The sequence below is a fragment of the Marinobacterium lacunae genome, assembly GCF_000705555.1.
GTDB lineage: Bacteria > Pseudomonadota > Gammaproteobacteria > Pseudomonadales > Balneatricaceae > Marinobacterium_D > Marinobacterium_D lacunae.
Genome location: NZ_JMQN01000048.1, coordinates 85,540 through 110,769, shown reverse-complemented (window position 1 = coordinate 110,769; position 25,230 = coordinate 85,540). Strand labels below are relative to the sequence as shown.

Sequence of the window (25,230 nt, the reverse complement as noted above, 5' to 3'; positions counted from 1 at the left end):
AGATCTCATCTAGCGTGATCTGACGTCTCATTTACGTGCTCTCCCGTCTCATTTGCGTGAGATGGGAGATCCGGCTTTTCAATCTCTGTATAGCAGGCTACTTTTTAGCTAACTCTCGTGAATTGCAGGAACTTACCTGCGTCATGAAGGCCCCACCAACTCTCCATATTCCCTACTACTGCAACTACCGATATACCCATACCTCTCAGGGCCTTGGACCAATTTGTGTAGTCAGTGTATGAAGGAGCGGCGATAGTTTGAGGATGGGTATGCCACTCGCCGATATAATTAGACGTTCCGTCAGTTTTTCTGTAAGCCTCATCGACTAACTGCTGATGGGAAGAGCCATTTCTAACAAAGCGAAATCTTCCAGCTTGGTCTTTTTTGCTCGGGGGGGTAGCTCTTTGAATAATGAAGGCTTTACCCCTTCTTTCCCCAATCAAAACACCGCCAGATTCGTTTTGATGAAGGTTTTGCTGTCTGTGCTCCAACAGAACGCGGAGGGCTGCTGGTTCGACTACTAGTAAGCGTTCTTCACCATTGTAAATGACGCTGAAAGTGGCTTCAGTGAGAATCATGTTTATTGACCGCGCATTTGCTGTATGGTTTTAACTTACAACGCTCGCGGGTTTTATATCCATCTGATATGTGTTCAGCATAAGTCCATGGGAGCTTTTTTAATAGCGTATTAAGGGTAGCTTCTTGTACCAGCCCAGCTGTAATTACACTTACATTAGCATCATATGGAGTGTACATAGATCCACAAGAGTATCGTTCTTCTCGATCGATAGGTAATTTAGAAAAAACATCCATCTTTTTCAAACAGCCATAACAAGCTTGACCATTATCTATAAATACTACTGAAGCTCTGCCGTGACCTTCATTAAAGCCATGAATTAGATAAGGTGGATTAATAATGTCTCTCGTGCAGTTTGCAAGCATTCTTCCTACAGGGGGACGTCCTGTCACATCAATTATGATGTCGAATTTTTTAACATTTTCTGAAGTTACTAAGAATTTTGAATCTATAGCAAATACGTTTAAAGGTCCGAGTGTATCTTTAATAAGTAGATCAGCTAAAGCTTCCGATTTGTACCAACCAAAATATCTTGCTGGAAGTCTATGGCGACCAAAGTTCCCAGGGCTATAGGTATCATTATCGTACAGATGTAATCGACCAAGGGGGCCTTTTCCTGCGCCTACTTTTACTAGCAACTCTGCGACGTAACCACCAATTGTGCCACATCCTATAAGGCATATACGCTTATTTTTTAGATCTCCTGCTGACGGGTCTTTGCGATTTCGTAGATATAATGAAGCTTCATCTATAGGATTAATGTGATATCTAACAAAAGCATCGTGGGCGTATTTTCCTCTTAGAACTGGTAATAGAGTTGATGACTTTGGGCCTCTTCTTTTCTTGGTACTATTTTTTCTATTACCACTATGACTATTCATAATGGTTACAATGCGATCATTAAAACGAACTCTGAAGGCCATTAAACCTTCATTCTCAATATTTAATAGTACTGTTAAATTTTTACTAAAGTATCTTATTATTTTCGCCGCTAGCGTATCATGGGCACTTCTATCAGCAGATTTTAGCCAATCGAAAATATCACTAAGTTTTCTAGGAGGCCAGCTTTCTGGGGCAAGGTTACCAGTCCTTACACGTATAATGACTACATCACCGCTAACTCCCGATAACGAACTATTACGGAGCTTTATCCAGGCATCCCTTTGCTCTATGTTGTCAAAAATGACAAGTTCATTTTCTAAAGCTCCAGAGCTCGATGTAGTTACATCTAATGCCTGAAACATTAATGGACTAGAGCCTATTTCCGCTTCTGGAGATGCAAAACAGTAAGCTTCTCGGTTAGAGAACCAATAATTAAGAAAATCCGCTTGGTAAGCTGACTCTATCTCTTCAGGAGACGTACTCTCATGTAAGGTTCTAGCTATCTGCCGGTCGATAGCTGATGCCAGCTGATCTTTTAGAACAGGGTCCCAGTCAGAGGAGTCCTCGTCTGCATAGCAAAGTCGTCGAAAAGGACTTATATGGGGAATTGCCTTATCTCGAAGTTGATCTGGGATATAGGTAACGTAAGCTGTGGGTAACTTACTCCCATCAGGACTGGTAACAATTATCGTTACTTCGAAATCGCCTTTCGCTGTATGGTATTTTTTTCTATAACCGCCACCAAATTTTGCTTCTTTCCTAGCTAGCCAAGGCAGGTCCTGTGAATCAACCCACAGAAAACCTGCTTTTAATAGGCCATTGTGCAGTGTTGACAAATTATCCGCTCGCCATTGTATCTGAAATATAAACTGGTTTTGTTTTAGCGGGTTCTTCCTTGTATGCGGGAGCCGCATCGCGATGTTTGATCAGCTCTTCATTAGTGACGCGGCTTCCGAATAGAGTTTGAAGGATTCGAAGTGCTTCAGACTTTGTATCTGTTACCAGTGCACGTTCCAGCGTACTAGTAAGGTCTCGAGCCCGCTCGACTATCTCCGTCTCTTTGCGGGAATGCTCGTTGGCCGAAGGAAATAATAGACGGTCTCCATCAGTTGGATCTGGACTGCGAACTCCCTCGAGGAGTTGGTTCGGGAGGTGAGAAGCCAAAAGTCGTAATGTCTCTCCTAAGTCTGAGCCGTCATGTGGATTTCGTCTGAGGGTATCTACAGCACATTTCATCAGGCAAATTGAGGATGGACCGCCTTTGTCCCACTGCACATCTCTCCAAGCCTTCAATATTCGGCAAAGAACACGCAGGTGAATACCTATCTCTTTTACTGATTGAGCAAACCAGTCTGCTACGATTTTAGGATCTGACTTTTTCCACTTATCTTCCGTTCTAACTGCTAGATACACACTATCTGATTCTAGTTGTGTACTCTCCGACAGTGCCTGCATTGAGAAATCTCGATACGCTTCACTTGCCTTCAGAATTGCAAGAGCTTCTTCTTTCCGCTTAAATTCTTCTTTAGGTACTGCGTACATTGGTACGTCAATATGCACATGCTTACTAGGAATTTTCAAGCGACTGCACGTTGGTTTGTCACCGATAAACTCCCAGCCATTGTGCTTGTTTTGAACCTCTAAGGACTTGAGTGAAGCGTCTACAAGTAAAATCAGCAATCTGTGACCGACAGATGGCTTATTATCAAAGATGTCCATAGGTAAGTAAGTTCCGTCATCTATGTCCATCTCTTGCGGTGGTTTGTGGTATGGTTGATTTAGAGTGTTGTATTTGTAGCTTCCCTGAATCCAAAACCTTGGACTTATGCTACGGAATGCATCTCTTTCATTTTTTGACATATTCTGAAGTAATAAACTAATCTCTGTACGCTCAGCTGTTGAAAGATATCCTAAATAACTATTTGATATCTTGCTTTGAAGACTTACAGTCGAGAGATTTTCTTCAATTACTTCTCTAGCAATACGTTTCGCTTCGTCAAAAACTTCTTTTGTTCTATTCCTAACCTGATCTTTAAGACCACTCAGAAAGGACTTCTGACTAGTTGATAGTTCCAGTGTACTGATTAGACCTTCTTGTTGGTTGGCCAAGTAGTAATGAATATTCCAAGTCATTGGACTCTCCTATCGGTCTTTAGGATGGACGAAGGCTGGTGCTGGAGTACTAAAAAATGTTTCAAAAAGTACGCTATCGGAACAGGCATAGGTTCCCACTTGTTTACCTCTAGCGCTAAGCACCTTAAGAGCTTCATCGCTAGCATTATCTAATGTAATAATACCTGCTTGCTCATTGGGAACAGCATCGTCAAGCTCAAAGTAGCTTTTCGAAGTACTGTTTAAGTTCATAATCCTTTTAGCCATGTATCCATGCATGAGCTGATTAGAAGTCATCACAGTCTCAATTAAATTTTGCCCAACACCCCAGAGTTTTATATATCCAGGTATTAGGCTCTTTATATTTTCTGGATTAACGCAGAATTCACTAGATAATGTCCCAATGTTTAGAATTTTAATATTATCAGAATTTATATTATTGAATTCGTCCTTAAGATCTGTCATCACTTCGTGATATGCTACATAGCTTGGATTATTGGCTACTAATCCGCCATCTACAAAGTATGCATTTACAACTTCTATGAAGTGTGGGCTAAAATAGGTTGGAGCTGCAGATGTTGCGCGAGCTACATCGACTAGATTGAATTGGTCATCGCGAGTGAATCTAGGGTTATGGCAGGTCTTGATGTAGTACGGGTGACCAGTTGTCAAATTGACAGTCGGAATCAAAACTCGGCGTTTAAGGCCTCTGATTGTACGATCTTTCCCTAATATTGACTCTACAGCTGCATTAATTCGACAACCGTCATACCTATGCCCAAAAAGAGCACATAGAGATTTCCACTTTTTATGGATGAAGGAGGGTGTAAACTTGTTCTTCGGGAATATCGTAGGAGCTTGTTTTCGAAAGCTTTTCTCTAATTCTCGGGCGGTTCTTCCGTCTGCCAAACCTAACGCTAGGATTCCTCCAATAGACGTTCCAGCAATCAGGTCGAAGTAGCTTCCGATTGAGACATCGGGATCTCCATCCGACAGCACTCTTTCGATTTCTGCTAGAACAGAGATGGTGAATAGACCCCTAACTCCACCTCCATTGAGAGCTAATACGCGTACGGTATCCTTCTGAGTGCTGTCTGACATGCTCTCTCCTTCGAGTGTTTCATCTTTGATACATTGGGGCTGTCTACTATTTGTTCAATAGAAAATTAGACAATTTGTTTAGAAAATCCTTTATTGAGCATATTTTCCCCCGAGTGTACGACATCGCCTGGGAGCAGCCCGCTGCAAGTGGGGGTGTTCTCACTTCTCTATCAAAATGCACACATTGACAATCAAAATATATCATTTTGATTTTAAAGGAAAATATTGAAGTTTATTGTTTGACTGCCCTCGAATATTTTCTCTATTCTGTACGATAAATGCACAGTTCTGGACCGTGAGTCTATGACCCCCTTCGGTACCTATCTTGAACATCTTAGGCGTAGCCGCCGTATGCAGCAGAAGCAGCTTGCTGACCTGATGGGCATCAATCCTTGCTACGTCAGCACTCTGGAACGCGGTCGGAAAGGGCCACCATCAACAGCTGTACTCAAGCGACTCATCAAGAATCTGAACTTGTCTCGGGAGGAGCAAGAGCGACTTTGGCACTCCGTAGAACTGTCTGAGATGACGTTCCGTTTGCCGGATGGCATGTCGCAGGACGAGTTTGAGTTCGTTCACGATCTGAAGAGCCACCTGGGAACACTGAGCGGGGATCAGGTGCTGATCATGCGAAAAGTGTTGGGACTGGGTTCTGGCTCGCAGGAGGGTATCGCCATGTAGATATAACGGGACGCACCGGGTGGATTGCCCCGCTATTGGCGCAAGTACTGGTACCTACGACATAGACAATCTAAGTATCCTTGCTTGCTCCCTGCCCGTCAATCGACCCGCCTAGACATTAATCCAGTCATTTATCTTCGTTACTCGCTAGAGTAAGGGGTACACATGTCTTCAAAAAATACTGTCGTGCCGTTCGGCACACGGCAGGAAGCGCAGCTACGCCTGAAATCCGGGCCGCTACGCAAAGAGAAGCGAGCTCGGGAGCCAGTGCGACCGACAACGGGACGAGTTGTCGGTTTCTACCCATCCACCAAGAACAACCGGCCTGTGGCCTGGGAATCACAGCTTGAGCAGAAGGCCTGCGCCCTCTTCGAGTTCTCGCCGGATGTTGTTCGCTACCGAGAGCAGCCTATCTCGGTCTACTTTGAATGCGATGGCCAGATGCGCCGGTACACGCCTGATTTCGAACTCCAGTTCCAGGATGGCAGATCGATCTATCTGGAGGTTAAACCCTTAGCCAAGCTCCTAAACGCTGATCTCAAGCGACGGTTTCAGCAGATCGCCAGGTTCTGGGAGCTGAATGGTCGGCAATTTGGCGTTATCACCGATGTAGAGCTTTGCCACCCCACCTTGCAGCTCAATCTGAAGCTGCTGAGAGCCCACCAACGGGTTCATTTATCAGATGAGGTTCGCCAGCGTGTAGTCCATTGGATCGCTACCGCAGGCCCCGCCACTTTCGAACAGTTAGCCGAGCTCCTGAACTCGCCAACACAGGTCTATGCTCTGATCGCTCAGCGAGCGCTGAACGTCGATCTATTCACACCTTTTTCGCCTACTTCAGCACTGCATTTACCGGAGGGTATCGGACATGAAAGTCGTCTCTTTTCATACCGGACTGCACCTGACTTTGAATAGTGTGCCCTATCGAATCGACAGGATTCTGGCCGAGGGCGACTGTTACCTGGAGCGGTTGAGTGACGGGGCACTACTGCGCAAAAGCAAGCCGGAATTGGTGGGGCTGTTATCGTCTGGGGAACTGGTCCTAAAAAGCTCGGGTACGAGTATCAAAAAGGAGAGTACTCCCACAGAGTCTCAGGCAAGCAGGGCGCGGGCAGACCTTCTTCGGTTATCGGGTGTCGAGCGCACGGAACTCTTGAGGAAGTACGAGTACATCAAAGCAGCCATTCGATACAGGGGCGGGAATCCGACGTCCACAGGTTTAAATACCGCGATAATGGAAATCGTAAAATCTATCGACGATGCCGCTCCACCGCATCCGAAAACTCTCTACGGATGGTGGAGAACTTGGCTCGACTCCGGGCAGGATCTGATGTCGTTGGCGCCAAAGGGCAACAAGTCGTCACCGAGAAGTAAGTTTTCCAAAGAAGTGATGAGTGAGCTCCACACGCTCGTTGAGCGCTTATGGTTCACCAGAGAAAAACTGCCAATAAAAGCGGTATATGACGCGTTCTGTCATCGTATGAATGAACTCAATGGCCTGAGACTTACACCGTTGAAGTTTCCCAGCCGTGCGCAGTTTTATCGAATTGTGGGTCAGATCGATAAATACGATGCCATGGCCGCCAGGGAGGGAAAGCGTGTCGCCGATAAGCATTTTCGGGCAACCGGCGCAGGGGCAGTTACACACCACATCCTAGAGCGGGTGGAAGTCGATCATACCCCTCTGGATGTGATTGTTATTAACGAGCGGACAGGTCTGGCGGATGGCAGACCTACCTTGACCCTCCTGTTGTGTCGTCACTCGCGTATGGTCTTGGGTTTTTCTATCGGGTTCGAGCCACCCTCTGAACTGTCGGTGATGAGAGCCTTACGTCACGCGATTTTGTCCAAAGCCTACGTCAAAGAGCAGTACCCGGATATTCTCCATACATGGCTAGCTTACGGTATTCCACTTACGCTGATCTGCGATAACGGCCTGGAGTTCCATTCCCATCAACTGCGGCGTGTCTGCGCGGAGCTCAATATCGAGCTTCAGTTTTGCCCTAAGCAGCAACCCCACTACAAAGGGGCCGTGGAGCGATTCCTCGGAACATTAAACCGAGCGGTCTGCCATCGTATCCCCGGCACTACATTCTCCAACATCGCACATCGTGGTGACTACAACTCTGCCGACATGGCACGGATCACCCTGTCTGATCTGAAATCGCTTATTCATGAGTGGATCATCGATATCTACCACCAGGAGGTGCATAGAACTACGCACCGAACGCCGACAGCGATGTGGACAGATGGACTCGGTATGGTTGAACCGCTTCTGCCCGAAAGCCTGATGCAGCTGAATTTGATCCTCACCAAGGAAACGACCCGCCGACTTTCCCACCAGGGCGTGCAGGTTCATCACCTGTTCTATAACTCGGCGGAACTTGGGCTTTTACGCATACGCTCTAACGCCCGCTATGACGTGTCGGTGCGCTACGACCCGGAAGATATGGGCGCAGTATGGGTCTACGACGAGCTTCAGGGTGATTACATCCATGTGCCCTGCACAAACCCGGACTACACGGAAGGCCTGACGCTGCGTCAACACGACCAGATCCTGAAGGATACCAAGCAGCGAGGACTGGACGAACAGGACGAGGAGGAGCTGTTGGAGAGTAAGGCCAGGTTCCAGCAGAAGATCGAGGATCTGAGCCGCAACAAGCTGATTCGCGAGCGCAAGAAGGCTGCCAGGGACGCCATGCCTGTTCCGCCTTCCTGGAGCTCAAACCCGGCACTGGAAATCCCCAAGGAGCCTGATACGACCGCTGAGTCACTATTTGAGCCCCTGAACTTCAAGGTAGTCACGCGGGGGCAAGGTGATGACTGACAGCCTAAACATCCATCAGAAAATCGCTGAACTCCGCAAAGTCGTGATCTTCCATCCTCAATGCCAGGTGGCTTTCGACGCCATCCGCGATGCCTACCAGATGAGTGCCCAAGTTGGGCTCCCTCAGCATTTGCTGTGTGTTGGTCAGTCCGGTACCGGCAAGTCGACGCTGAAGTCACTGATATTTGATGAGTATCCACCCGAACCACTGTCAGACCGAGAGTTACTGCCGGTGCTCTGTGTGGATACGCCGTCGCAACCAACCATACGCAATATGGCTGAAGCGATGCTGGTCCAGCTTGGGGAGCCTTGTTTTATGCGCGGCTCCGCCATCGACAAGACAAACCGGATTCTCAACCTGATCAAAGAGAAGCAGGTGCGCCTGATCATCGTGGATGAACTCCAGCACTTCATCGACCGTGGGCGCCGCAGAGCGCCTTTGGAGGTCTCTGATTGGTTGAAGACGCTGATTGATCAGTCCCAGGTTTCAACGGTTCTGATGGGGCTTCCGCGCTGTGAACAGATCCTCCAAGTAAACGAGCAACTGAGGCGGCGCTATGGTCGGCGCCTGGAGTTGAATCCGTTCTCCATCGAATCGCCGCATGAACAGTCGATCTTTGCCGGTGTGATTACTCACTTCGATCAAAAGCTCGGATTAAAAAGACCTTTGCAGCTGGATGGCGACCTGTTGAGACGTTTCCACTTCGCCACTAACGGCATTATCGATTATGTCGTTCGGCTGATGACGGGGAGCTACGCCTGGGCCACTCAGAACTCCGTGCCGGCCATCGATCGCTCCGTACTAGGAAGGGCATTTGTCGATTGGGTGTGGCACGAAGGTAAGGACACGCTGAACCCTTTCAATGAGGGGTTTCGCTGGAAGCGGCTCGATAGCCCCGGAATGCCATTCAATCTGTTCGAGCCTGCATCTGCTGTAAGGGCTTCCAAGTCAGGAGGAGAGTCATGGAGTTGATTAAACCACCGCTGCATCCAGATCGCTTCCCGGACGAGCTGCCTTACGGCTATTTGAAGCGTTTGGCAGAACTGAATCAGTACGAAAGCCCAGCCTGGTTATTCAGGAACCTGTCTTCACGAAGCGCACTTCAAACCTCCGCGCTCTCCGTTGCTGAGCTATCAGCCGCTGATTGGGCAGGCAATCAGTCAACAGCCAGTGCCGTTGGTGCGAACACCCAACACCTCAGATATTGTCCGCTATGCATCGCGGAGAGAGGCTATTGGCGTAGCGCTTGGCAAAGCTGGGTGTCCTGCGCTTGCACCAAGCATCAAATCTGGCTGGTTGATCGGTGCCCAAGCTGTCATTCCCGGCTCCCATTGGCGTCAACGAACCTATCGCACTGTGCCTGTGGTGCTCGGTTAGCAGAAGCGCCTGTGGAGATCATCGATAGCCCCGTCGAGCAGATGCAGATGTTCCTGGATGAAGGGGGTGTGCCGGACGGAGCGTATTCGATCCTTCCCAAGGAACACGGTCTGGACTATTCGGCCCGGACCGCGCTGATCAGCTTGTTGTGTAACTGGTTAGACTATCCGAAGCTCACAGTGCATAACTTCAATCGCGAGCTTAAGCAGTGTGGCACGGCGCGGATTCACCTGGTGAACGCTTCCGAGCTGCTGTTTCTGCCCGGAGGGTTGGAGACCTTTCTGTTCCGCTTATCTCAGCGAGATAGTCCCGAATATTACACCTCCCTCATACTGAAGCTTGTTCTGCGGCTGAATATCGACTTTCCACAACCGTGCTTCGACACCCTGAAGCACCAGGCTCTCAGCTACTGGGTGCATCTGAGAAAGGCCTTAGACCAAGAGCAGGGGCGGTCATCCGATATCGCCGACCTATGGGAGTACGCCGAGTGGCAGGTGCTGCCGCATGACCCGAAGTAAGGGCCGGGAGGGTATGCGGGCGCCAATCAGAAGTCACGACTGTGCGCTGGTATACCCTCTGATCCATCCTGCCAGCTGCCCAGACGAGTCACCGATAGGCTATTTGGTTCGCGTGGCGGAGCTGAATCGCTATGGCTCTACCCGCTGGATGTGCGCAGGGGGGCAACTACCGCGACTATCTGAGCTGCATTTGTACCAGGGCCTGCTCGCAGGTGCGGGTTGGACTGGTTGGGGGACAGAAACGTCATCGATCTCGACCGCGGTCTGTGTGGTCGATCAGAGCGACCGCCTGGGTCGCTTACGTTATTGTCCGGCCTGTATCAGGGAAACTCAACGCTGGAAGGCTGCGTGGCATCTGAAAGCGTCAGTGGTGTGTGCTGAACATGGAGGCTGGCTTAGAGACACCTGTCCGGCTTGTGACAGCCCACTGTCGTTCAAGTCTCGCAGTACCAAGCTGTGTAAGTGTGGCGCTGATCTATCTGAATCAGCCCTGTGCCTGGCACCTGATACGGTAAGGCGGCAGCAAGAATGGTTGGAGCGAGGCTCTGTGTCAGGGTCTTTGATAGCCGCAGGGCACAACCTGGATCTCCAAATGCGATCACAGCTCATTCTGTTGTTTTCTCGTTTTGTCGGTCGTGACGGTGTGGGTAAAACCGGGATCGATACGCGGGTACTCCAAATGGATACGGCTGCCGACGTGATGACCCTGGTAGCTGATGTGCTGTTTGGTGGGACCGAGGGCTTTACCAGGTTCCTCGGTACGTCTTTTTCGGTGGGCGCCTCTGAGCAGGGAGAGCGGCGGCTGAATCGATTCTATAAAGCGTTCTACAGGGCCTTTGAAGATGACTGCTTCGATCCCTACAAGCACCTGCTGGAACAGTACCTCAATCAACACTGGCCAAAGGCGTTGAGCCGCCGGAACTCACTCTTCAGGGATCGAACCATTCAGTCGCATCCCTGGCTGGCACTACAAACAGCCTGCCGAGATTTTACGATCCCTAAATCCCACATGAGACGCGCTGTCGAGGGCGATGAAGTGCGCAGCATGACGGTACAAGGCCCGAAGCGAGAATCGGTACTGGTGTGGAAGCCTGACGTGGTGAGGCTCAAGGTGCGGTTGGCAGGCTCGCTGACAGCTAAGGATGCGGCCGACTATCTCGGCGTTACCAAGAAGCAGTTTGGGCAGCTACGCCAGAGTGGATATTTTACACACCTAGCGGCTCCAGAATCGGCATCCAGGGGCGTGTGGGCATTCTCAAAGGATGAGCTGTCCAAGTTTCTGACGTCGCTTGTTCACAGCAGCTTAGCACCTCCCGAGGCTATGACCCTGAGCCACGCTCTGAGACGGTTTCGGGCCGGGGTGAAAGAGCCGTTGGTGATAATCATCGAGGCGATCAGAGAGGGTGCGTTGAGCGCATACGCACCGAGCCAGGAACCAACAATCCGGGAATTGGCTTTCGATGGTCAGCAGTTCGAGGATTGGTATCGGGATCAATCATCAGGTTCGGAACTCTTTTCGATAACCGAAGCTGCGAAGCGTATGGGGATTCATCAGGAGTTTGCTTACCAGCTCGCCAATACAGGTCTTCTTGAAACATACTCCAGCAACCATTCGCCGGGGCAGCTGGTCAGCCAGAACTCGATAGACAAGTTCTGCTCGGAGTATGTCTTGCTGCGTGATTTGGCCCGAGAAGCCGGTAGGAGTTCAGCCAGTGTGATGAACGACTTGGCTTCTCGGGGGATTCGGCCGGTTGATGCTGATTGGGATCAGCAGTTGAGGCAGAAAGTATATTTAGCTGGCGATCTTGGGTGATGCTTCCTTTGTTTTCGATGCCTTGCCTGATGAGCCAATGGAGGGCTCTTTACGCAGCCGTGCCATAACTAGCTTGTTGTGTAGGTAGGGCCTGGCTCGGTGTGCGTCGGCTCTGCGAATTGCCTCTTTGAAGGAGTTAAATGCAAATAGCCAGGACATAACTACGGCAATCCATAGAAGCCTTTGGTCTGCTATGAATTCATTAATTTGATTAGTGCTCTTCGGGTCGTCAAAAGCGTTGCAGATGATCTGAACGTTTTTTGGTTGCAGCTTTACTTGTTTGGATACCTCGGCTGGATCGAAGGTCGACTGGCTGCATAGTTCTGGTGAGATCCTCCAATCGCTGTTTTTGTTACGAAAGGGGTTGTAACTGAAGCTGGACGCCGCTGTTTCGTTTACCCACATCCACTGCTCTTCGTCTTTGAATTTGAGGAGCGCAGAACTGGCGGTTGCAAGCGGGATTAATGGAGAGCTCAGCAATACATATAAGAATGTGCCGATAAATGGCAAAGCTAGTTGCCAAGTATTGAGCTTTTTGACCTTCCGTTTCTCGAAGTCGAACCAACGCTGGATGCTTGTGAAAGTTCGGGAGTCTAAGTCGTGTTTCTCTATCCAGAGCCTAAAGTGCTGAATGTCTTTGAGAGACTTGGCTCTCGTATTGAACAGCGCGTTGAATCGCTCAACGTCTTTCCGTTCGTTCCAGTATTCAGCGATGCTGCTGTCATGGAACTCTTTGCCGCCGATTACGATGGCGTAGAGCCGATTTAGCAGTCCATATGATGTTCCCGCTCTAAGGCGAAACCATATCGCTGCGAAGATGATCAAAAGAATAAATGATAGCCCGGGTAAGAAGTCGGCTACGATTTCAAATGTTGCTGCGTCCATTGCAATTATCCCTAGTGTGACTGTTTGCCTCTTAGGATTGCTAGCTTATCTAGGAGAGGCTATCTGCGGAATCCCGCGTACTCGAAAAAGCAACTGAGGTTTGAAGGTGAGCTACCAGCGTCTAACAGAGCAAGAAATAGAAGATCTCAGGAATGAAATGAGGGAAGCGGGCCAATGGATGAAAGAGGAGCTCAAGCGCCGGAGGCAGAGTAAAGATTCAGATCTTCAGGAACCGAGCTCTTCAGCTGATCCGAAACCTCAGCGAGGAAAGCCATAACCTCCTTGAAGTTGCTCAAGTCTCTAGGCGTGTTCGTAACTGGCTGAAATTTAAGCTGTTTCATGAGTTATGAGATTTCGTGAGATTCATTGCAACAGCGATGAGATTTTTAGTGCGCACGAAGGCCGATAAGTGGATGTTTTTATTGAGTGGTGATTCTCAGAGGGAGTGAGATCCTACAGGTGTCTGTCGAATCTCATCTCGAGTGAAACGCCGTCTCACTTAGGATGAAACGGAAATGAAAAAGCAGCCGATTGGCTGCTTTTTCATTTGTCATCCAAGAAGGCTTCCTGCCAGAGTCCATCCTCCCACTTCATTTACTGTTTTTTATGGGACACAGTGGTCTTGGGGCTGCCTGTTGTTGCCTTGATAAGGGGGCGCCAGACGGCTCTATTTGACCGTCTGAGGCGTTTTTCTATTTGCCGATCACAACCAATAGCGGGGGTAGCTTTTGGCGCCGTGCAGGTTATTCATGGCCCAGGCGGTTAGCACAATCACCACTGAGCCCGCCAGTACCGGTGATATCAGGTAGCTGAACGGCGCCTGCGCGGCGATCACGATAATAGGGTCGGCTCCCGCCGGCGCGTGTACGGTACGGGTCAGCTGCATAGCCGCCAGTGCCAATGCCACGCCGAGGCCATAGACAAGCCAGCCGTCACCCAGAAGCTGGCCGAGGATCAGGCCCACCAACGTGGCGACCAGGTGTCCGCCAATGATGGCTCTTGGTTGTGCCAGTGGTGAATCGGGCACCCCGAACGCCAGTACGCAACTGGCGCCGAAAGGGGCCATCAGCCAGGGCGTACCGGATATCAGGCTTAACCAACCGGTTATGGCGATCGCGATACCTGCGCCCAGTGACGAGAGCAGGATAAACCTGAACGGGGGCGCGGGTGGGGCAGAGGATTGGATCAGTCGATGTCGAGTCATTGTTGGGCTCTCTGTAACAGCTCATAGTGTGGTAGTATACCGATCGGTGTACATATGTATACAGATCGGTGTACCTGGAGTCAATAATGTCTACTTCCGATCGGATCGTTGAATCCGCACTCTCGCTTTTCTACCGTAACGGTTTTCATGCCTCCGGCGTTGATCTGCTCAGTGAGCAGGCGGGGGTGACGAAACGGACGCTGTATAAATATTTCCCTGGTAAAGAGGAGCTGATTGAGGCGGCGCTGGAGCTACGCCATCGTCAATTTATGACCGCGATGAAGACGTCTGTGGAGCGGGCGGTTGTGGAGCGGCGGCCATTGGCGTACATCGAGTTTTTGTCAGCCTGGGTCGCTGAACCCGGCTTTCATGGCTGCGCGTTTATCAACGCGGCAGCCGAATATGGGGAGCAAGGCCAAGGGCCGCACCGACAGGCGAATGCTCACAAGTCGGAGATACGGACATACCTGCAGCAGCTGTGCACCGAGGCAGGGAAGACTGACACCGCCGGGGCGCTGTTTCTGCTTGGCGAAGGGCTGATCGTGGCCAGTCAGGTACAGGGATACGACGTCGCGTTGGTCGATGCGGCCAAGCGCAGTGCTCAGGCGCTGTGTACGGTCTCGGACTAAACCCGCCTGTTCTTTGGTTCCACGTGAAACCAGCCCTCTCTAGTGAGTACTTTGCTCGGAGTGTTATCGTAAATTCACCCCTGCATCCCTCGTGGGTGCCGGCATAATAAAGAGACAAGCTGTCCGATGAGCCGTGCAATCCTTCGACTTTGCGCAATGCTGTCGCTGCTCAGCCTCATGCTGATCGGCACTGTAGTGGCGCAAGCAGAAACCCGGACCCGAACCCAGCTTCCAGACCGTGGTGGCCTGATCCTAGTCGCCGGTGATCATAACTATCCACCGTACGAATTCATCAATCACGAGGGTGCGCCTGACGGTTACAACACCGAGCTAACCCGTGCCATCGCCGAGGTGATGGGTATGAAGGTTGAGTTCCGGCTCGGCAGTTGGGCGGATATGCGACAGGCGTTTGAGGCTGGCGAAGTGGACGTGTTGCAGGGCATGTCGTTCTCCACCGACCGCGCAGAGCACTATGCTTTTTCTCCCCCCCATGCGTTGATCCACCAGTCGATATTCGCTCGCAAGGGCGCACCCGAGGTGGCGGATCTGCGTGATCTGAAGGGCAAGGAGGTGATCGTCCAGAAAGGCGGAATCATGGAAGAGCTGATGCGCAAGAGTGATGTTGGGGCACAACTTGTAGAAGTTGATACCCATGCCGATGCTCTGCGTCTGTTGGCGTCAGGTCAGCATGATTATGCTTTAGTGGCGAACCTGCCCGGGCTCTATCTAGGACGTGAGCTGTCGCTGCTGAACCTGGTGCCTGTCGGCAAACCCTACGCGACGCAACGCTACGGCTATGCGGTGATGAAAGGGAGTGAGGATCTTCTGGCTCAGTTCAGTGAAGGGCTGGCGATCCTGAAAAATACCGGCCGCCAGCAGGCGATATATGACAAGTGGTTTGGTCCGCTCGAGAGCACCGGGATTCCGTGGAAGGAGGTGGGCAAAGTGGCGGCCGCACTGTCGGCACTGTTGCTGCTGGTGTTGGGAGTGATCATGGTGTGGAACCGGATGCTGACCCGGGAGGTAAGCCGGCGCACCCAGGAACTGCAGCTGCAGCAGCAGAAGCTGGTGCAAGCCGATAAGATGACCTCGTTAGGGATATTGGTTTCCGGTGTGGCACATGAGATCAATAACCCCTGCAGCCTGTTGCTGATGAACCTGTCGATGCTGAAAGAGGTACATCGGGATAGCGAAGAGGTGTACGAGGAGTTTTTCAACCAGCACGGCAATTTTGATCTTGGGCGCCTGCCCTATACCCGCATGAAGGACGAGATCCCGCGCATGCTTGAAAACATGTCCAGCGGTGCGCAGCGGATACGGCGCATAGTCGATGATCTGCGTGATTTTGCGCGCCAGGGGGTAGTGGAGTTAAACGAATCCGTCGACCTAAACGAGGTTGTGGCCGCGGCGATCCGTCTTACCGATAACAGCATCCATAAGGCCACAGACCATTTTCAGGTCGACTATGACAGGACACTGCCCAGATTGAAGGGTAATGCCCAAAAGCTTGAACAGGTCGTCATCAACCTGATCATCAACGCCTGTCAGGCCCTGTCTGATAACCAAAACGGGATACGCATAGCGACCCGATATGATGCTGAAAGCACGCGGGTGATACTCATCGTCGAGGACCAGGGCTGTGGTATCGAGCGGGAAAACCTGTCGCGGCTGAGCGATCCGTTCTTCACTACCAAGCGTGAACAAGGCGGTATGGGGCTCGGTCTCTCGGTGTCCTACAGTATTGTTCGTGAACACGGCGGCGCTCTCGAGTATGACTCGGAGCCTGGTCGGGGGACACGTGCTATCCTTTCGATCCCCGTCAACAGCGTTGTAGCAGCGACATGAAACAAAACCTCTATCCCAATTTCGGCGTGTTATTGGTTGATGACGAAGCCTCTTTTCTGCGGACCTTCAGCCTGATGCTCGAGAGTCAGGCTGGCATCAACCACCTTTACCTGTGTGATGACAGCCGTGATGCCATGGCAACCATCGCGCGTGAGCCGATAGGGTTGGTGCTGCTGGATCTGACCATGCCGCATCTGTCGGGAGAGGCGCTGTTGAAGCAGATCGTGGAGGAGTACCCAGACGTTGGTGTCATTGTCGTCAGTGGCCTGAACCAACTGGAGACGGCGGTGAGCTGTATCCGCTTAGGAGCGTTTGATTATTTCATCAAGACGACTGAAGAGAACCGTCTGATCGACGGCATTCGCAGGGCCATCAGTATGCTCGAGATGAGGCGCGAAAACCTGGAGATGCGCCGGCGCTTTATGACCGACACGCTGGAACGACCGGCGGCGTTCGAGCATATAGTGACCGCGGACAAAGGGATGCGCTCGGTGTTCCAGTACCTTGAGGCGATCTCTACCAGCAGTCAGCCGGTGCTGATTACCGGTGAGAGTGGAACCGGGAAGGAGCTGATAGCGCAGGCGATTCATGAGCTCAGTAACCGGCCAGGGCCGATGGTGAGCGTGAACGTGGCGGGACTGGACGACAGCATCTTTGCTGACACCCTGTTCGGGCATCGTCGCGGCGCTTTTACCGGCGCTGACAAGGCGCGTGCCGGTATGATCGAGCAAGCCGGTAACGGCACGCTGTTTCTCGATGAGATCGGTGATCTGAGCCCGGCCTCACAGGTTAAGCTGCTGCGTTTACTGCAGGAGGCAGAGTATTACCCGTTGGGCAGTGACCGTCCCAAACGCAGTCATGCCAGAATACTGGTCGCCACTCATCATGATTTGGAGCGCAAGCAGCGAGAGGGCAGTTTTCGTAAAGACCTGTATTACCGCCTGCGCACTCACCAGGTCGAGTTACCGCCATTGCGCCAACGTAAGGAGGATATTGGCCTGCTGCTCGATTACTTCTTGTCGGAAGCGGCTGATGAGTTGGGGCGCCCTAAGCCGACGTTGCCGGGTGAGCTCACGGTATTGCTGATGAACTATGCATTTCCTGGCAATGTGCGCGAGCTTAGAGCGCTCTGTTACGACGCCTTGGGCCAGCATCGAGGTGGTGTGTTATCGATGGAGGTGTTCAAGCGTGCCGTTATCCAAAGCGGGGCCTCGGCAGAGCCGTCAGCGGCTAGTTTGGCGCCCGTATTCGCCGAGGAGCAGCCATTGCCAACGTTGCAGCAGGCTGCCGATATGCTTGTCGCTGAAGCGATGCGCAGGACGCGGGGCAATCAATCTCTGGCATCACGTTTATTGGGCATATCGCAGCCCGCGCTGAGCAAGCGTCTCAAGAAAACATCTCAGCCGGAATAGCCTTCAGCGCTCAATCTAACCCCTATAACCAGAGTTATAATCCGAAAAAGGTTATAGCGATCCTAAAGCTCTGTTTTTAAAAGAGTTAATTCGTTCACATGGCCGGGCTATAAATCTGGTTATACCGTCTTAGGCTATGCCGACCCCCTTGGTCATATCCGAAATACCATTTTAAAACAATGGCTTACGCGCCATTCGTTGAAGTGGCACCCTCCTTGCTCTCTATAACAGGTAACGCCAACTCCCCGGCGGTGTTCGATCCTGACGATAAATAACAAGAGAGCCTGTAATGGAAAAGAAGCCTTCGGCCCAACAAGAACAGCCTGCGCGTCGACGAGAAAAAGACCTATTGGGCGAGGCGTGGGTGCCCGCCTCAGCCTATTACGGCATACAAACACAGCGTGCCCGAGAGAATTTCGATCTCAGTGGCGTACGCCTGAGTCTGTTTCCGCAGCTGATCAAGGCTCTGGCGCTGGTAAAGATGGCCTGCGCCAAAGCCAATAATCGACTGGGTTTGCTTGACGATACCAAGGCCGAAGCGATTGAGGCTGCCGGCAAAGCACTACTGGAGGGGCGTCATCATGACCAATTCGTAGTGGACATGATTCAAGGTGGCGCGGGTACCTCGACCAATATGAACGCCAATGAGGTATTGGCCAATATCGGGCTTGAGTACTTGGGTTACCAACGCGGGGAATACGCACATCTGCACCCCAATAATGACGTCAATATGTCTCAGTCCACGAATGATGCCTATCCGACCGCCGTGCGTCTGGCGATCGTGTTGAAACACGGTGAACTGGTGCAGGCGCTTTCGTCTTTGAGGGATGCTTTTGCAGCCAAGGGCGAAGAGTTTGCCGACATCATCAAGATGGGCCGTACCCAGTTACAGGATGCGGTACCGATGACACTGGGCCAGGAGTTCCAGTCATTCGCCAGTACGCTGGGCGAGGATATCGAACGGATCGGCGGTTTGTCTGAACTGCTCAAGGAAGTGAATCTTGGCGGGACCGCGATCGGAACCGGAATCAATACCGATCCTGCCTACGCTCAGCTGGCTGTGGGTTATCTGTCGCAGCTCAGTGGTTTCGAATTCAAACGGGCTTCAGACCTGGTTGAAGCCAGCTCGGATATGGGGGCCTTCGTGCTCTTTTCCGGCATGCTCAAGCGCCTTGCGGTCAAGCTGTCCAAGATCGCCAACGATCTGCGCATGCTCAGCATGGGCCCGCGTTGCGGGCTTAACGAGATCAATCTGCCTCCTCAACAGCCGGGTAGCTCCATCATGCCGGGCAAGATCAATCCGGTGATTCCCGAGGCGGTCAACCAGGTTGCCTACCAGGTGATCGGTAACGATATCGCCATCACCATGGCGGCCGAGGCGGGGCAGTTGCAGCTGAACGCGATGGAGCCGCTTATCGCCTACAACGTGCTGGAGTCGATCCGCATGCTGACTCAGGCGATGGAGATGTTCCGCAATCGCTGCATCCGAGGGATTACCGCGAACCGTGAGAATTGCGAGGCGATGGTGGACCGGAGTATCGGTATTGTGACCGCGGTTAACCCCTACATCGGCTACGAGAACGCAACGCGCATAGCCAAACAAGCACTGGAGAGTGGGCGAGGTGTGCTCGAGCTGATTCGGGAAGAGGCCCTGATGAGTGAAGAGGAGCTCAACGAGGTGCTGAGACCTGCCAACATGATTCGCCCAAGACCGCGTGTGGCAGCAGCAGAGCGGGTTGCCGGTTGAGCGGCCTGACGATTTGAAGATAACAACAAAGAGGATAACGAGATGATCGACGCGACTATGGAGCAAAACCGCTCTGGATTCTGGCGAAATCTGGCACTGTGGAAAAAGATTCTGATAGGGATGGCTCTGGGTATGCTGGTCGGCATCGTGATGGGGCCTGACGCTGAGTTGCTTAAGCCTTTGGGTACGCTGTTCGTCAATGCGATCAAAATGCTTATCGTGCCCCTCGTATTCTGCTCGCTGGTAGTGGGTGTGACATCGATGCAGGATACCCGTCAATTGGGTCGCATTGGATTGAAATCACTGGTGCTATACATGGCAACTACTGCGGTGGCGATCACGATTGGCTTGGGCATGGGTTCGGTTTTCATGCCGGGCGAAGGCGTTAATATGGTGGCCAGCGATGGTGCTATCGCCGCCAAGGAGGCGCCTGCGATGGTGCAGACGCTGCTTGATATGATTCCCAAGAACCCTATCAGCGCGCTGGCGGCCGGCAATATTCTGCAGATCATTGTGTTCGCGCTGGGACTGGGTATTGCGCTTAACCTCTGCGGTGATAAGGGACGGCCGGCGGTGGCTATGTTCGAGAGTCTGGCTGAGGCGATGTACAAGATGACGGAGCTGGTCATGAAGCTTGCGCCTTACGGTGTCTTCGGCCTGATGGCATGGGTTGCGGGCAAATACGGAATTGAGATACTGCTGCCGCTGATTAAAGTGATCGCCGTGGTCTACCTGTGCTGTGTCATTCACGTGCTGGTGGTCTATACCGGCATGATCAGCCTTATTGGTCGTTTGAATCCCGTGCGATACCTCAAGGGACTGGTTAACCCGGCAGCGGTTGCTTTCACTACGACCAGCAGCTCAGGCACGCTTCCGGCAACGATAAAGGCGGCCCAACAAGAGTTGGGTGTCTCGAAGGGAATCTCCAGCTTTGTATTGCCCTTGGGCGCCACTATCAACATGGATGGAACGGCGTTGTACCAGGGTGTGTGCGCGCTGTTCATCGCCCAGGCGTTTGGGATCGACCTGGAATTATCTGACTATCTGCTGATCATCATGACGTCGACCCTGGCGTCGATCGGGACCGCCGGTGTCCCGGGGGCCGGGCTGATAATGCTGTCGCTTGTGCTGACTACCGTAGGCCTTCCCATGGAGGGGCTGGCGATCGTCGCGGGTATCGACCGCATTCTGGATATGGCGCGTACCAGTGTGAATGTCTGTGGTGACTTGGCGGTCTCGGTATTGGTGGGCAAGAGCGAAGGTGAGCTGGATACCACAATTTACGACCGTATTGGGGGGAGTGCCAAAGAGACCGAGTTCGGCTAACTGCCCAGGTAGGCTCGCGCCCGTGAAAATGTTCCACGTGGAACGCGCCTGCTATCGTGCTGTGATAGGCGCAATCCAGCCTAGCGCAGAGAGAAATAAAAAACGCCCCGAGGGGCGTTTTTTTATGTGTACTGACTGTCTCGGATAGGAGGATCAGGAGGCGATCAGTGAGATGTCGGCGACACCCAGGAAGAGGTTCCTGAGGCGCTGCAGAAGCGCTAGGCGGTTGTTGCGTACCGCTTCATCATCCGCCATTACCATGACATCCTCAAAGAAACGGTCGACAGGCGCCTGGAGTTGAGCCAGTGCTTCAAGCGCCTGTTCATAAGCGCCCTCCGCGAACAGGGGCTGGAGTTCCACTTCAAGTTTGCTGACCTGGACGGCCAGTGCCTGCTCAGCAGCATCTGTTAGCAGAGACTGGTCAACCTCGGTGCTAACCTGGCCTTCATGCTTGCTCAGAATATTGCTGACACGTTTGTTAGCGGCTGCTAGTGAAGCCGCTTCAGCCAGTGCACGGAAATGTGCCACCGCACGAACGCGGCGATCGAAATCAAGCGGCTTGGTTGGGCGCAGTGCATGAACGGCAAGGTAGTTATCGACGCTGATACCGCGCTCCTCATACCATGCGCGGAAGCGCTCGAGCATAAACTCAAGCACCTGGTTCACGACAGTGTCCTGAGCGGGCAGGTTGCCATACTGTGCTGCGGCGGCCTCGAGCAGGGTCTTCAGATCAATCTGAAGATCGCTCTCCACAATGATGCGCAGAACGCCGAGTGTTGCGCGGCGTAGCGCGAAGGGGTCTTTGGAGCCGGTAGGTGGCTGGTTGATGCCAAACAGACCGGTGAGTGTATCGATGCGGTCGGCAACGGCAACGGCGATACCGGTGCGGCTTTGTGGCAGTTCGTCACCGTGGAACCGGGGCATGTAGTGCTCATTCTGGGCCAGTGCGACTTCGGCAGCCTCGCCATCATGGGTGGCGTAGTGATAGCCCATCAGGCCCTGTAGTTCCGGAAACTCCAGCACCATCTCTGATGTGAGGTCGGTTTTGCACAGCATGCCAGCACGCTCAGCCTGATCGGCATCGCCGCCAATGGCGTCGGCGACAATCCGTGCCAGGCCCGCAATGCGCACGGTCTTGTCATAGACGGTACCCAGATCTTTCTGGAAGACGATTTTCTTGAGCGAGTCGATACGTGAATCGAGTGTGCGCTTCTTGTCGGTTTCGAAAAAGAATGCAGCGTCGGAAAGGCGGGGCCTGATGACCTTTTCGTTGCCTTCGATGACCTGCTGAGGGTCACGCGACTCGATGTTGGCGACCGTAATGAAGTAGGGCATCAGTGCGCCATTTCCATCCAGTAGATGGAAATACTTCTGGTTGTCCGCCATGGTTGAAATTAGAGCCTGAGCGGGTACTTCCAGGAAGCGCTCTTCAAACCGGCCTGTAAGCGCAACCGGCCATTCGTTCAGCGCCGTAACCTCGTCGAGCAGGCTGTCTTCGATTACAACGTTTCCACCGACGCGATTGGCTTCGGCCAGCAGTTGGCTTTGAATCAAGCCCCGTCTTTCGTCGAAGTCGGCCAGCACCTTGCCTTTCTCTTTCAACAGCGAGGCGTAATCACGACCGGCGAATATTTCGATCTGCTCGTTATAGTGGAAACGGTGTCCGCGGGTGTGGCGACCGGCTTTGTGGCCAAGAATTTCGCAGGGGATGACTTCGTCGCCGAAAAGCATAACAACCCATTTTACAGGGCGGACGAACTCGTTGCGTGAAGCGCCCCAGCGCATGCGCTTTGGAATCGGGAGCTTATCGAGTGCGGCAGCGACAATCTCCGGCAGGAGCGGTGCGACGGGCTGAGCCGGATTGGTCTGCGCGAAACTGATCTTTCCATCCACTTCTGTCAGCTGATCGATGCTTGTGCCGCACTTCCGTGCGAAGCCTTCGAGGGCCTTGCTCGGATTGCCTTCCTTGTCGTACGCGATGGAGGCTGGCGGTCCTTGGATTAGCGTCCGGCTTTCAGCAACCTCTGTATTGAGATCGGTGACAAGCAGCGCCAGACGTCGGGGGGCGGCATAGGAAATGAACCCGGTCGCGTCGAGCGCGTCTTCACCGAGCAGTGCGATCAGACCGCTTCGAACTTCTTGTTCGAGTGCGGCCGAAAGTGATTTTAATGCCTTTGGTGGGAGCTCTTCGGTGCCGAGCTCAAACAGGAAATCCTTGGCAGACATTAGCGCTTCTCCTCCTGGCTGGCAGCAATAACCTCGTCTCTCAGTGCCGGGTCTGCTAGCGGGAATCCTAGTGCCTTACGCGCATTGAAATAGGCGTGGGCAACCTCACGGGCAAGTGTGCGGACACGCAGAATATAGCGTTGGCGTTCGGTAACCGAAATCGCATGCCGCGCGTCGAGCAGGTTAAATGTGTGTGATGCTTTGAGTACGTGCTCATAGGCCGGCAGCGGCAGTGGTTTTTCAAGCGTCAGAAGCTTGTTGCACTCGCGCTCGTGGTAGTCGAAGTTACCAAACAGCGTGTCGACGTCGGCGTGCTCAAAATTGTACGTAGACTGCTCCACTTCGTTCTGGTGGTAGACGTCACCGTAGGTAACGATCGTACCGTCCGGACTGCGTGACCAAACAAGGTCGTACACGCTTTCTACTTTCTGGATGTACATCGCGATACGCTCGAGACCGTACGTGATCTCGCCGGTCACCGGGTAGCACTCAAGGCCGCCTGCCTGCTGGAAGTAGGTGAACTGGGTTACCTCCATGCCATTCAGCCAGATCTCCCATCCGAGGCCCCAGGCGCCGAGTGTCGGCGATTCCCAGTTGTCTTCTACAAAGCGGATGTCGTGGACCAGTGGGTCGATGCCGATACGCTCGAGGGATCCGAGATACAGTTCCTGGAAGTTGTCGGGGTTGGGCTTCAGGACAACCTGAAACTGATAGTAATGCTGAAGGCGGTTTGGGTTTTCGCCGTAGCGCCCGTCAGTAGGGCGGCGGCTGGGCTGAACATAGGCAGAGCGCCAACGCTCGGGCCCGATAGCACGCAGGAATGTGGCCGGGTGGAAGGTTCCGGCACCGACCTCTAGGTCCAGCGGCTGAACGATGACGCAGCCCTGCTCGGCCCAATACTGCTGGAGGGCGAGGATCAGTCCCTGGAAAGTGCTAACGTCTGGATTCACCTTGTCAGTCACGGAAATCACCATTGAGTTCGAAGTGGACAAAATTAGGCCCGAATTATACATGATCGACGATGGTTAGTGGCTCCATAGAAACGGGTTCGGGATGGATAATCGTTGAAATGATCGCTTTGAGCGTACTTCGCGGGACTTGGAAGGTCAGGCATGCGGTTTATAATGGCTCGTCTTTACGGATGTGATTGGAGCTGCTTTGAAAGATCTCAAGGTTTTACCCGCGATTGGCGCCATGGCTATCGTTTCTCTGCTGCCGCTTCGAAGTGCTCAGGCGCTGGGTCGTTGGCTCGGGCGTCGCGTGTATCGCAAGGGGGAAGCTCAAAGCCTTTACGCGGTAACCCGTACCAATCTCGATATTTGTTTTCCGAATCTGGATGATGTTTCACGTGAAACACTGCTCCAGAAAAGTCTCGAACATACGGGGTGTTCGTTGGCCGAAACGGGGATGTCCTGGTTCTGGTCTCCGACTAGAGCGCTTAAAACCGTCAAAAATGTGGTCGGCGAAGAGCTGATTGCCGAAGAGTTGAGCGCTGGCCGAGGTATCCTGCTGATTGCGCCGCATCTAGGCAACTGGGAAGTGATGAACCTGTATCTAGCGAAGCACTATCCGGTTACGGCGATGTATAAGCCTCCAAAGTACAAAGTGCTGAATAACCTGATACTGAAGCGCCGCGCACGATTGGGTTCGCAAATGGCGCCGGCAGATGCCAAGGGCGTGCGCATGGTCATGAAGGCGCTGCGCAAGGGAGGGCTTGTCGGTATCCTGCCCGATCAGGAGCCTGAAAGAAGCGGGGGTGTCTATGCACCATTCTTTGGCGAACCCGCGCTGACCATGAAGCTCCTGCCTCAACTGGCCGCCCAAACGGGCGTGAAAGTGTTCTGCGGGTACGGTAAGCGCCTGCCTGACGGCGAAGGGTACGAATTAAGGTTTTCGGCGGCTGAACCCGGTGTGGGCAGTAAAGATCTGGTAGAGGCAGCGACAGCCATGAATGCCAGTATCGAGCGTTGTGTAAATGAGTGTCCCGAGCAGTACCAGTGGGAGTACAAGCGCTTCAATACACGGGAAGACCGGTCCAAGGGGCCTTATAAGCGGATGAAGCGCTAA

The 25,230-nt window shown here is 52.5% G+C and carries 20 protein-coding genes; 12 read left to right on the top strand and 8 right to left on the bottom strand.

Annotated features, from left to right (window positions below; all coding sequences use genetic code 11):
* Window positions 1-104 precede the first annotated feature (104 nt).
* Genes ADIMK_RS17020 through ADIMK_RS17010 form a run of 4 tightly spaced genes read right to left on the bottom strand, consistent with a single transcriptional unit; the run spans window position 105 to window position 4,672 of the window.
* Entirely contained in the window at window positions 105-578 is a 474-nt protein-coding gene (locus ADIMK_RS17020) for a Mov34/MPN/PAD-1 family protein (RefSeq protein WP_051693053.1), read from the bottom strand.
* On the bottom strand, window positions 565-2,295 hold the full coding sequence (locus ADIMK_RS21780) for a ThiF family adenylyltransferase (RefSeq protein ID WP_197027565.1): 1,731 nt from the start codon (window positions 2,293-2,295) through the stop codon (window positions 565-567). Before ADIMK_RS21780 ends, ADIMK_RS17020 begins: the two co-directional genes overlap by 14 nt.
* Window position 2,296: 1 nt before the next feature.
* Complete coding sequence (locus tag ADIMK_RS17015; RefSeq protein WP_036190782.1) at window positions 2,297-3,592, bottom strand: CBASS cGAMP synthase; 1,296 nt, start codon at window positions 3,590-3,592, stop codon at window positions 2,297-2,299.
* 9 nt (window positions 3,593-3,601) lie between these two features.
* Entirely contained in the window at window positions 3,602-4,672 is a 1,071-nt protein-coding gene (locus ADIMK_RS17010) for a CBASS cGAMP-activated phospholipase (RefSeq protein WP_036190780.1), read from the bottom strand.
* A 303-nt stretch (window positions 4,673-4,975) separates the two neighbouring features.
* On the opposite strand from ADIMK_RS17010, the gene ADIMK_RS17005 reads away from it, so the two are divergent.
* The 6 genes from ADIMK_RS17005 (at window position 4,976) to ADIMK_RS16980 (ending at window position 11,889) form a co-directional block, all read left to right on the top strand.
* Complete coding sequence (locus ADIMK_RS17005; protein WP_036190778.1) at window positions 4,976-5,353, top strand: helix-turn-helix domain-containing protein; 378 nt, start codon at window positions 4,976-4,978, stop codon at window positions 5,351-5,353.
* A gap of 165 nt (window positions 5,354-5,518) precedes the next feature.
* Window positions 5,519-6,268, top strand: coding sequence for a TnsA endonuclease N-terminal domain-containing protein (locus ADIMK_RS21475; RefSeq protein WP_051693052.1), 750 nt, complete (start codon window positions 5,519-5,521; stop codon window positions 6,266-6,268).
* Between the two features lie 319 nt (window positions 6,269-6,587).
* Complete coding sequence (locus ADIMK_RS16995; RefSeq protein WP_197027564.1) at window positions 6,588-8,180, top strand: TnsB C-terminal domain-containing protein; 1,593 nt, start codon at window positions 6,588-6,590, stop codon at window positions 8,178-8,180.
* Window positions 8,173-9,153, top strand: coding sequence for a TniB family NTP-binding protein (locus tag ADIMK_RS16990; RefSeq protein ID WP_036190777.1), 981 nt, complete (start codon window positions 8,173-8,175; stop codon window positions 9,151-9,153). The genes ADIMK_RS16995 and ADIMK_RS16990 overlap by 8 nt, the downstream gene beginning before the upstream one ends.
* A complete protein-coding gene (locus tag ADIMK_RS21775; RefSeq protein ID WP_081849837.1) occupies window positions 9,144-10,076 on the top strand; it encodes a TniQ family protein in 933 nt (310 codons plus the stop codon). The genes ADIMK_RS16990 and ADIMK_RS21775 overlap by 10 nt, the downstream gene beginning before the upstream one ends.
* A gap of 592 nt (window positions 10,077-10,668) precedes the next feature.
* Window positions 10,669-11,889, top strand: a complete 1,221-nt coding sequence (locus ADIMK_RS16980; protein ID WP_036190773.1) for a hypothetical protein — start codon at window positions 10,669-10,671, stop codon at window positions 11,887-11,889.
* Here the strand turns inward: ADIMK_RS16980 and ADIMK_RS16975 are convergent.
* Window positions 11,869-12,774, bottom strand: coding sequence for a DUF6216 family protein (locus ADIMK_RS16975; protein WP_036190771.1), 906 nt, complete (start codon window positions 12,772-12,774; stop codon window positions 11,869-11,871). The genes ADIMK_RS16980 and ADIMK_RS16975 overlap by 21 nt on opposite strands.
* A 703-nt stretch (window positions 12,775-13,477) precedes the next feature.
* On the bottom strand, window positions 13,478-13,978 hold the full coding sequence (locus ADIMK_RS16970) for an HPP family protein (RefSeq protein WP_036190769.1): 501 nt from the start codon (window positions 13,976-13,978) through the stop codon (window positions 13,478-13,480).
* 86 nt (window positions 13,979-14,064) lie between these two features.
* Between ADIMK_RS16970 and ADIMK_RS16965 the strand changes: the two genes are divergently transcribed.
* The 5 genes from ADIMK_RS16965 (at window position 14,065) to ADIMK_RS16945 (ending at window position 20,937) form a co-directional block, all read left to right on the top strand.
* Window positions 14,065-14,607: a TetR/AcrR family transcriptional regulator gene (locus ADIMK_RS16965; protein WP_036190767.1), complete on the top strand. Its 543-nt coding sequence runs from the start codon at window positions 14,065-14,067 to the stop codon at window positions 14,605-14,607.
* Window positions 14,608-14,733: 126 nt separating this feature from the next.
* On the top strand, window positions 14,734-16,452 hold the full coding sequence (locus tag ADIMK_RS16960) for a transporter substrate-binding domain-containing protein (RefSeq protein WP_231517073.1): 1,719 nt from the start codon (window positions 14,734-14,736) through the stop codon (window positions 16,450-16,452).
* Entirely contained in the window at window positions 16,449-17,864 is a 1,416-nt protein-coding gene (locus tag ADIMK_RS16955; RefSeq protein ID WP_036190766.1) for a sigma-54-dependent transcriptional regulator, read from the top strand. Before ADIMK_RS16960 ends, ADIMK_RS16955 begins: the two co-directional genes overlap by 4 nt.
* A 289-nt stretch (window positions 17,865-18,153) precedes the next feature.
* Window positions 18,154-19,611, top strand: a complete 1,458-nt coding sequence (locus ADIMK_RS16950) for an aspartate ammonia-lyase (protein ID WP_051693050.1) — start codon at window positions 18,154-18,156, stop codon at window positions 19,609-19,611.
* Window positions 19,612-19,653: 42 nt separating this feature from the next.
* Window positions 19,654-20,937, top strand: a complete 1,284-nt coding sequence (locus ADIMK_RS16945) for a dicarboxylate/amino acid:cation symporter (RefSeq protein WP_036190764.1) — start codon at window positions 19,654-19,656, stop codon at window positions 20,935-20,937.
* Between the two features lie 153 nt (window positions 20,938-21,090).
* Here the strand turns inward: ADIMK_RS16945 and glyS are convergent, their stop codons facing one another.
* Together glyS and glyQ are read right to left on the bottom strand one after the other, a co-directional pair.
* Window positions 21,091-23,163, bottom strand: coding sequence for a glycine--tRNA ligase subunit beta (gene glyS / locus ADIMK_RS16940; protein ID WP_036190762.1), 2,073 nt, complete (start codon window positions 23,161-23,163; stop codon window positions 21,091-21,093).
* A complete protein-coding gene (gene glyQ / locus ADIMK_RS16935) occupies window positions 23,163-24,137 on the bottom strand; it encodes a glycine--tRNA ligase subunit alpha (protein WP_036190760.1) in 975 nt (324 codons plus the stop codon). Before glyQ ends, glyS begins: the two co-directional genes overlap by 1 nt.
* A gap of 184 nt (window positions 24,138-24,321) precedes the next feature.
* Here glyQ and ADIMK_RS16930 point away from each other — a divergent pair, with 184 nt between their 5' ends.
* The gene (locus ADIMK_RS16930; protein WP_036190758.1) at window positions 24,322-25,230 is read left to right on the top strand and encodes a lysophospholipid acyltransferase family protein; all 909 of its coding nucleotides are present in this window, start codon (window positions 24,322-24,324) and stop codon (window positions 25,228-25,230) included.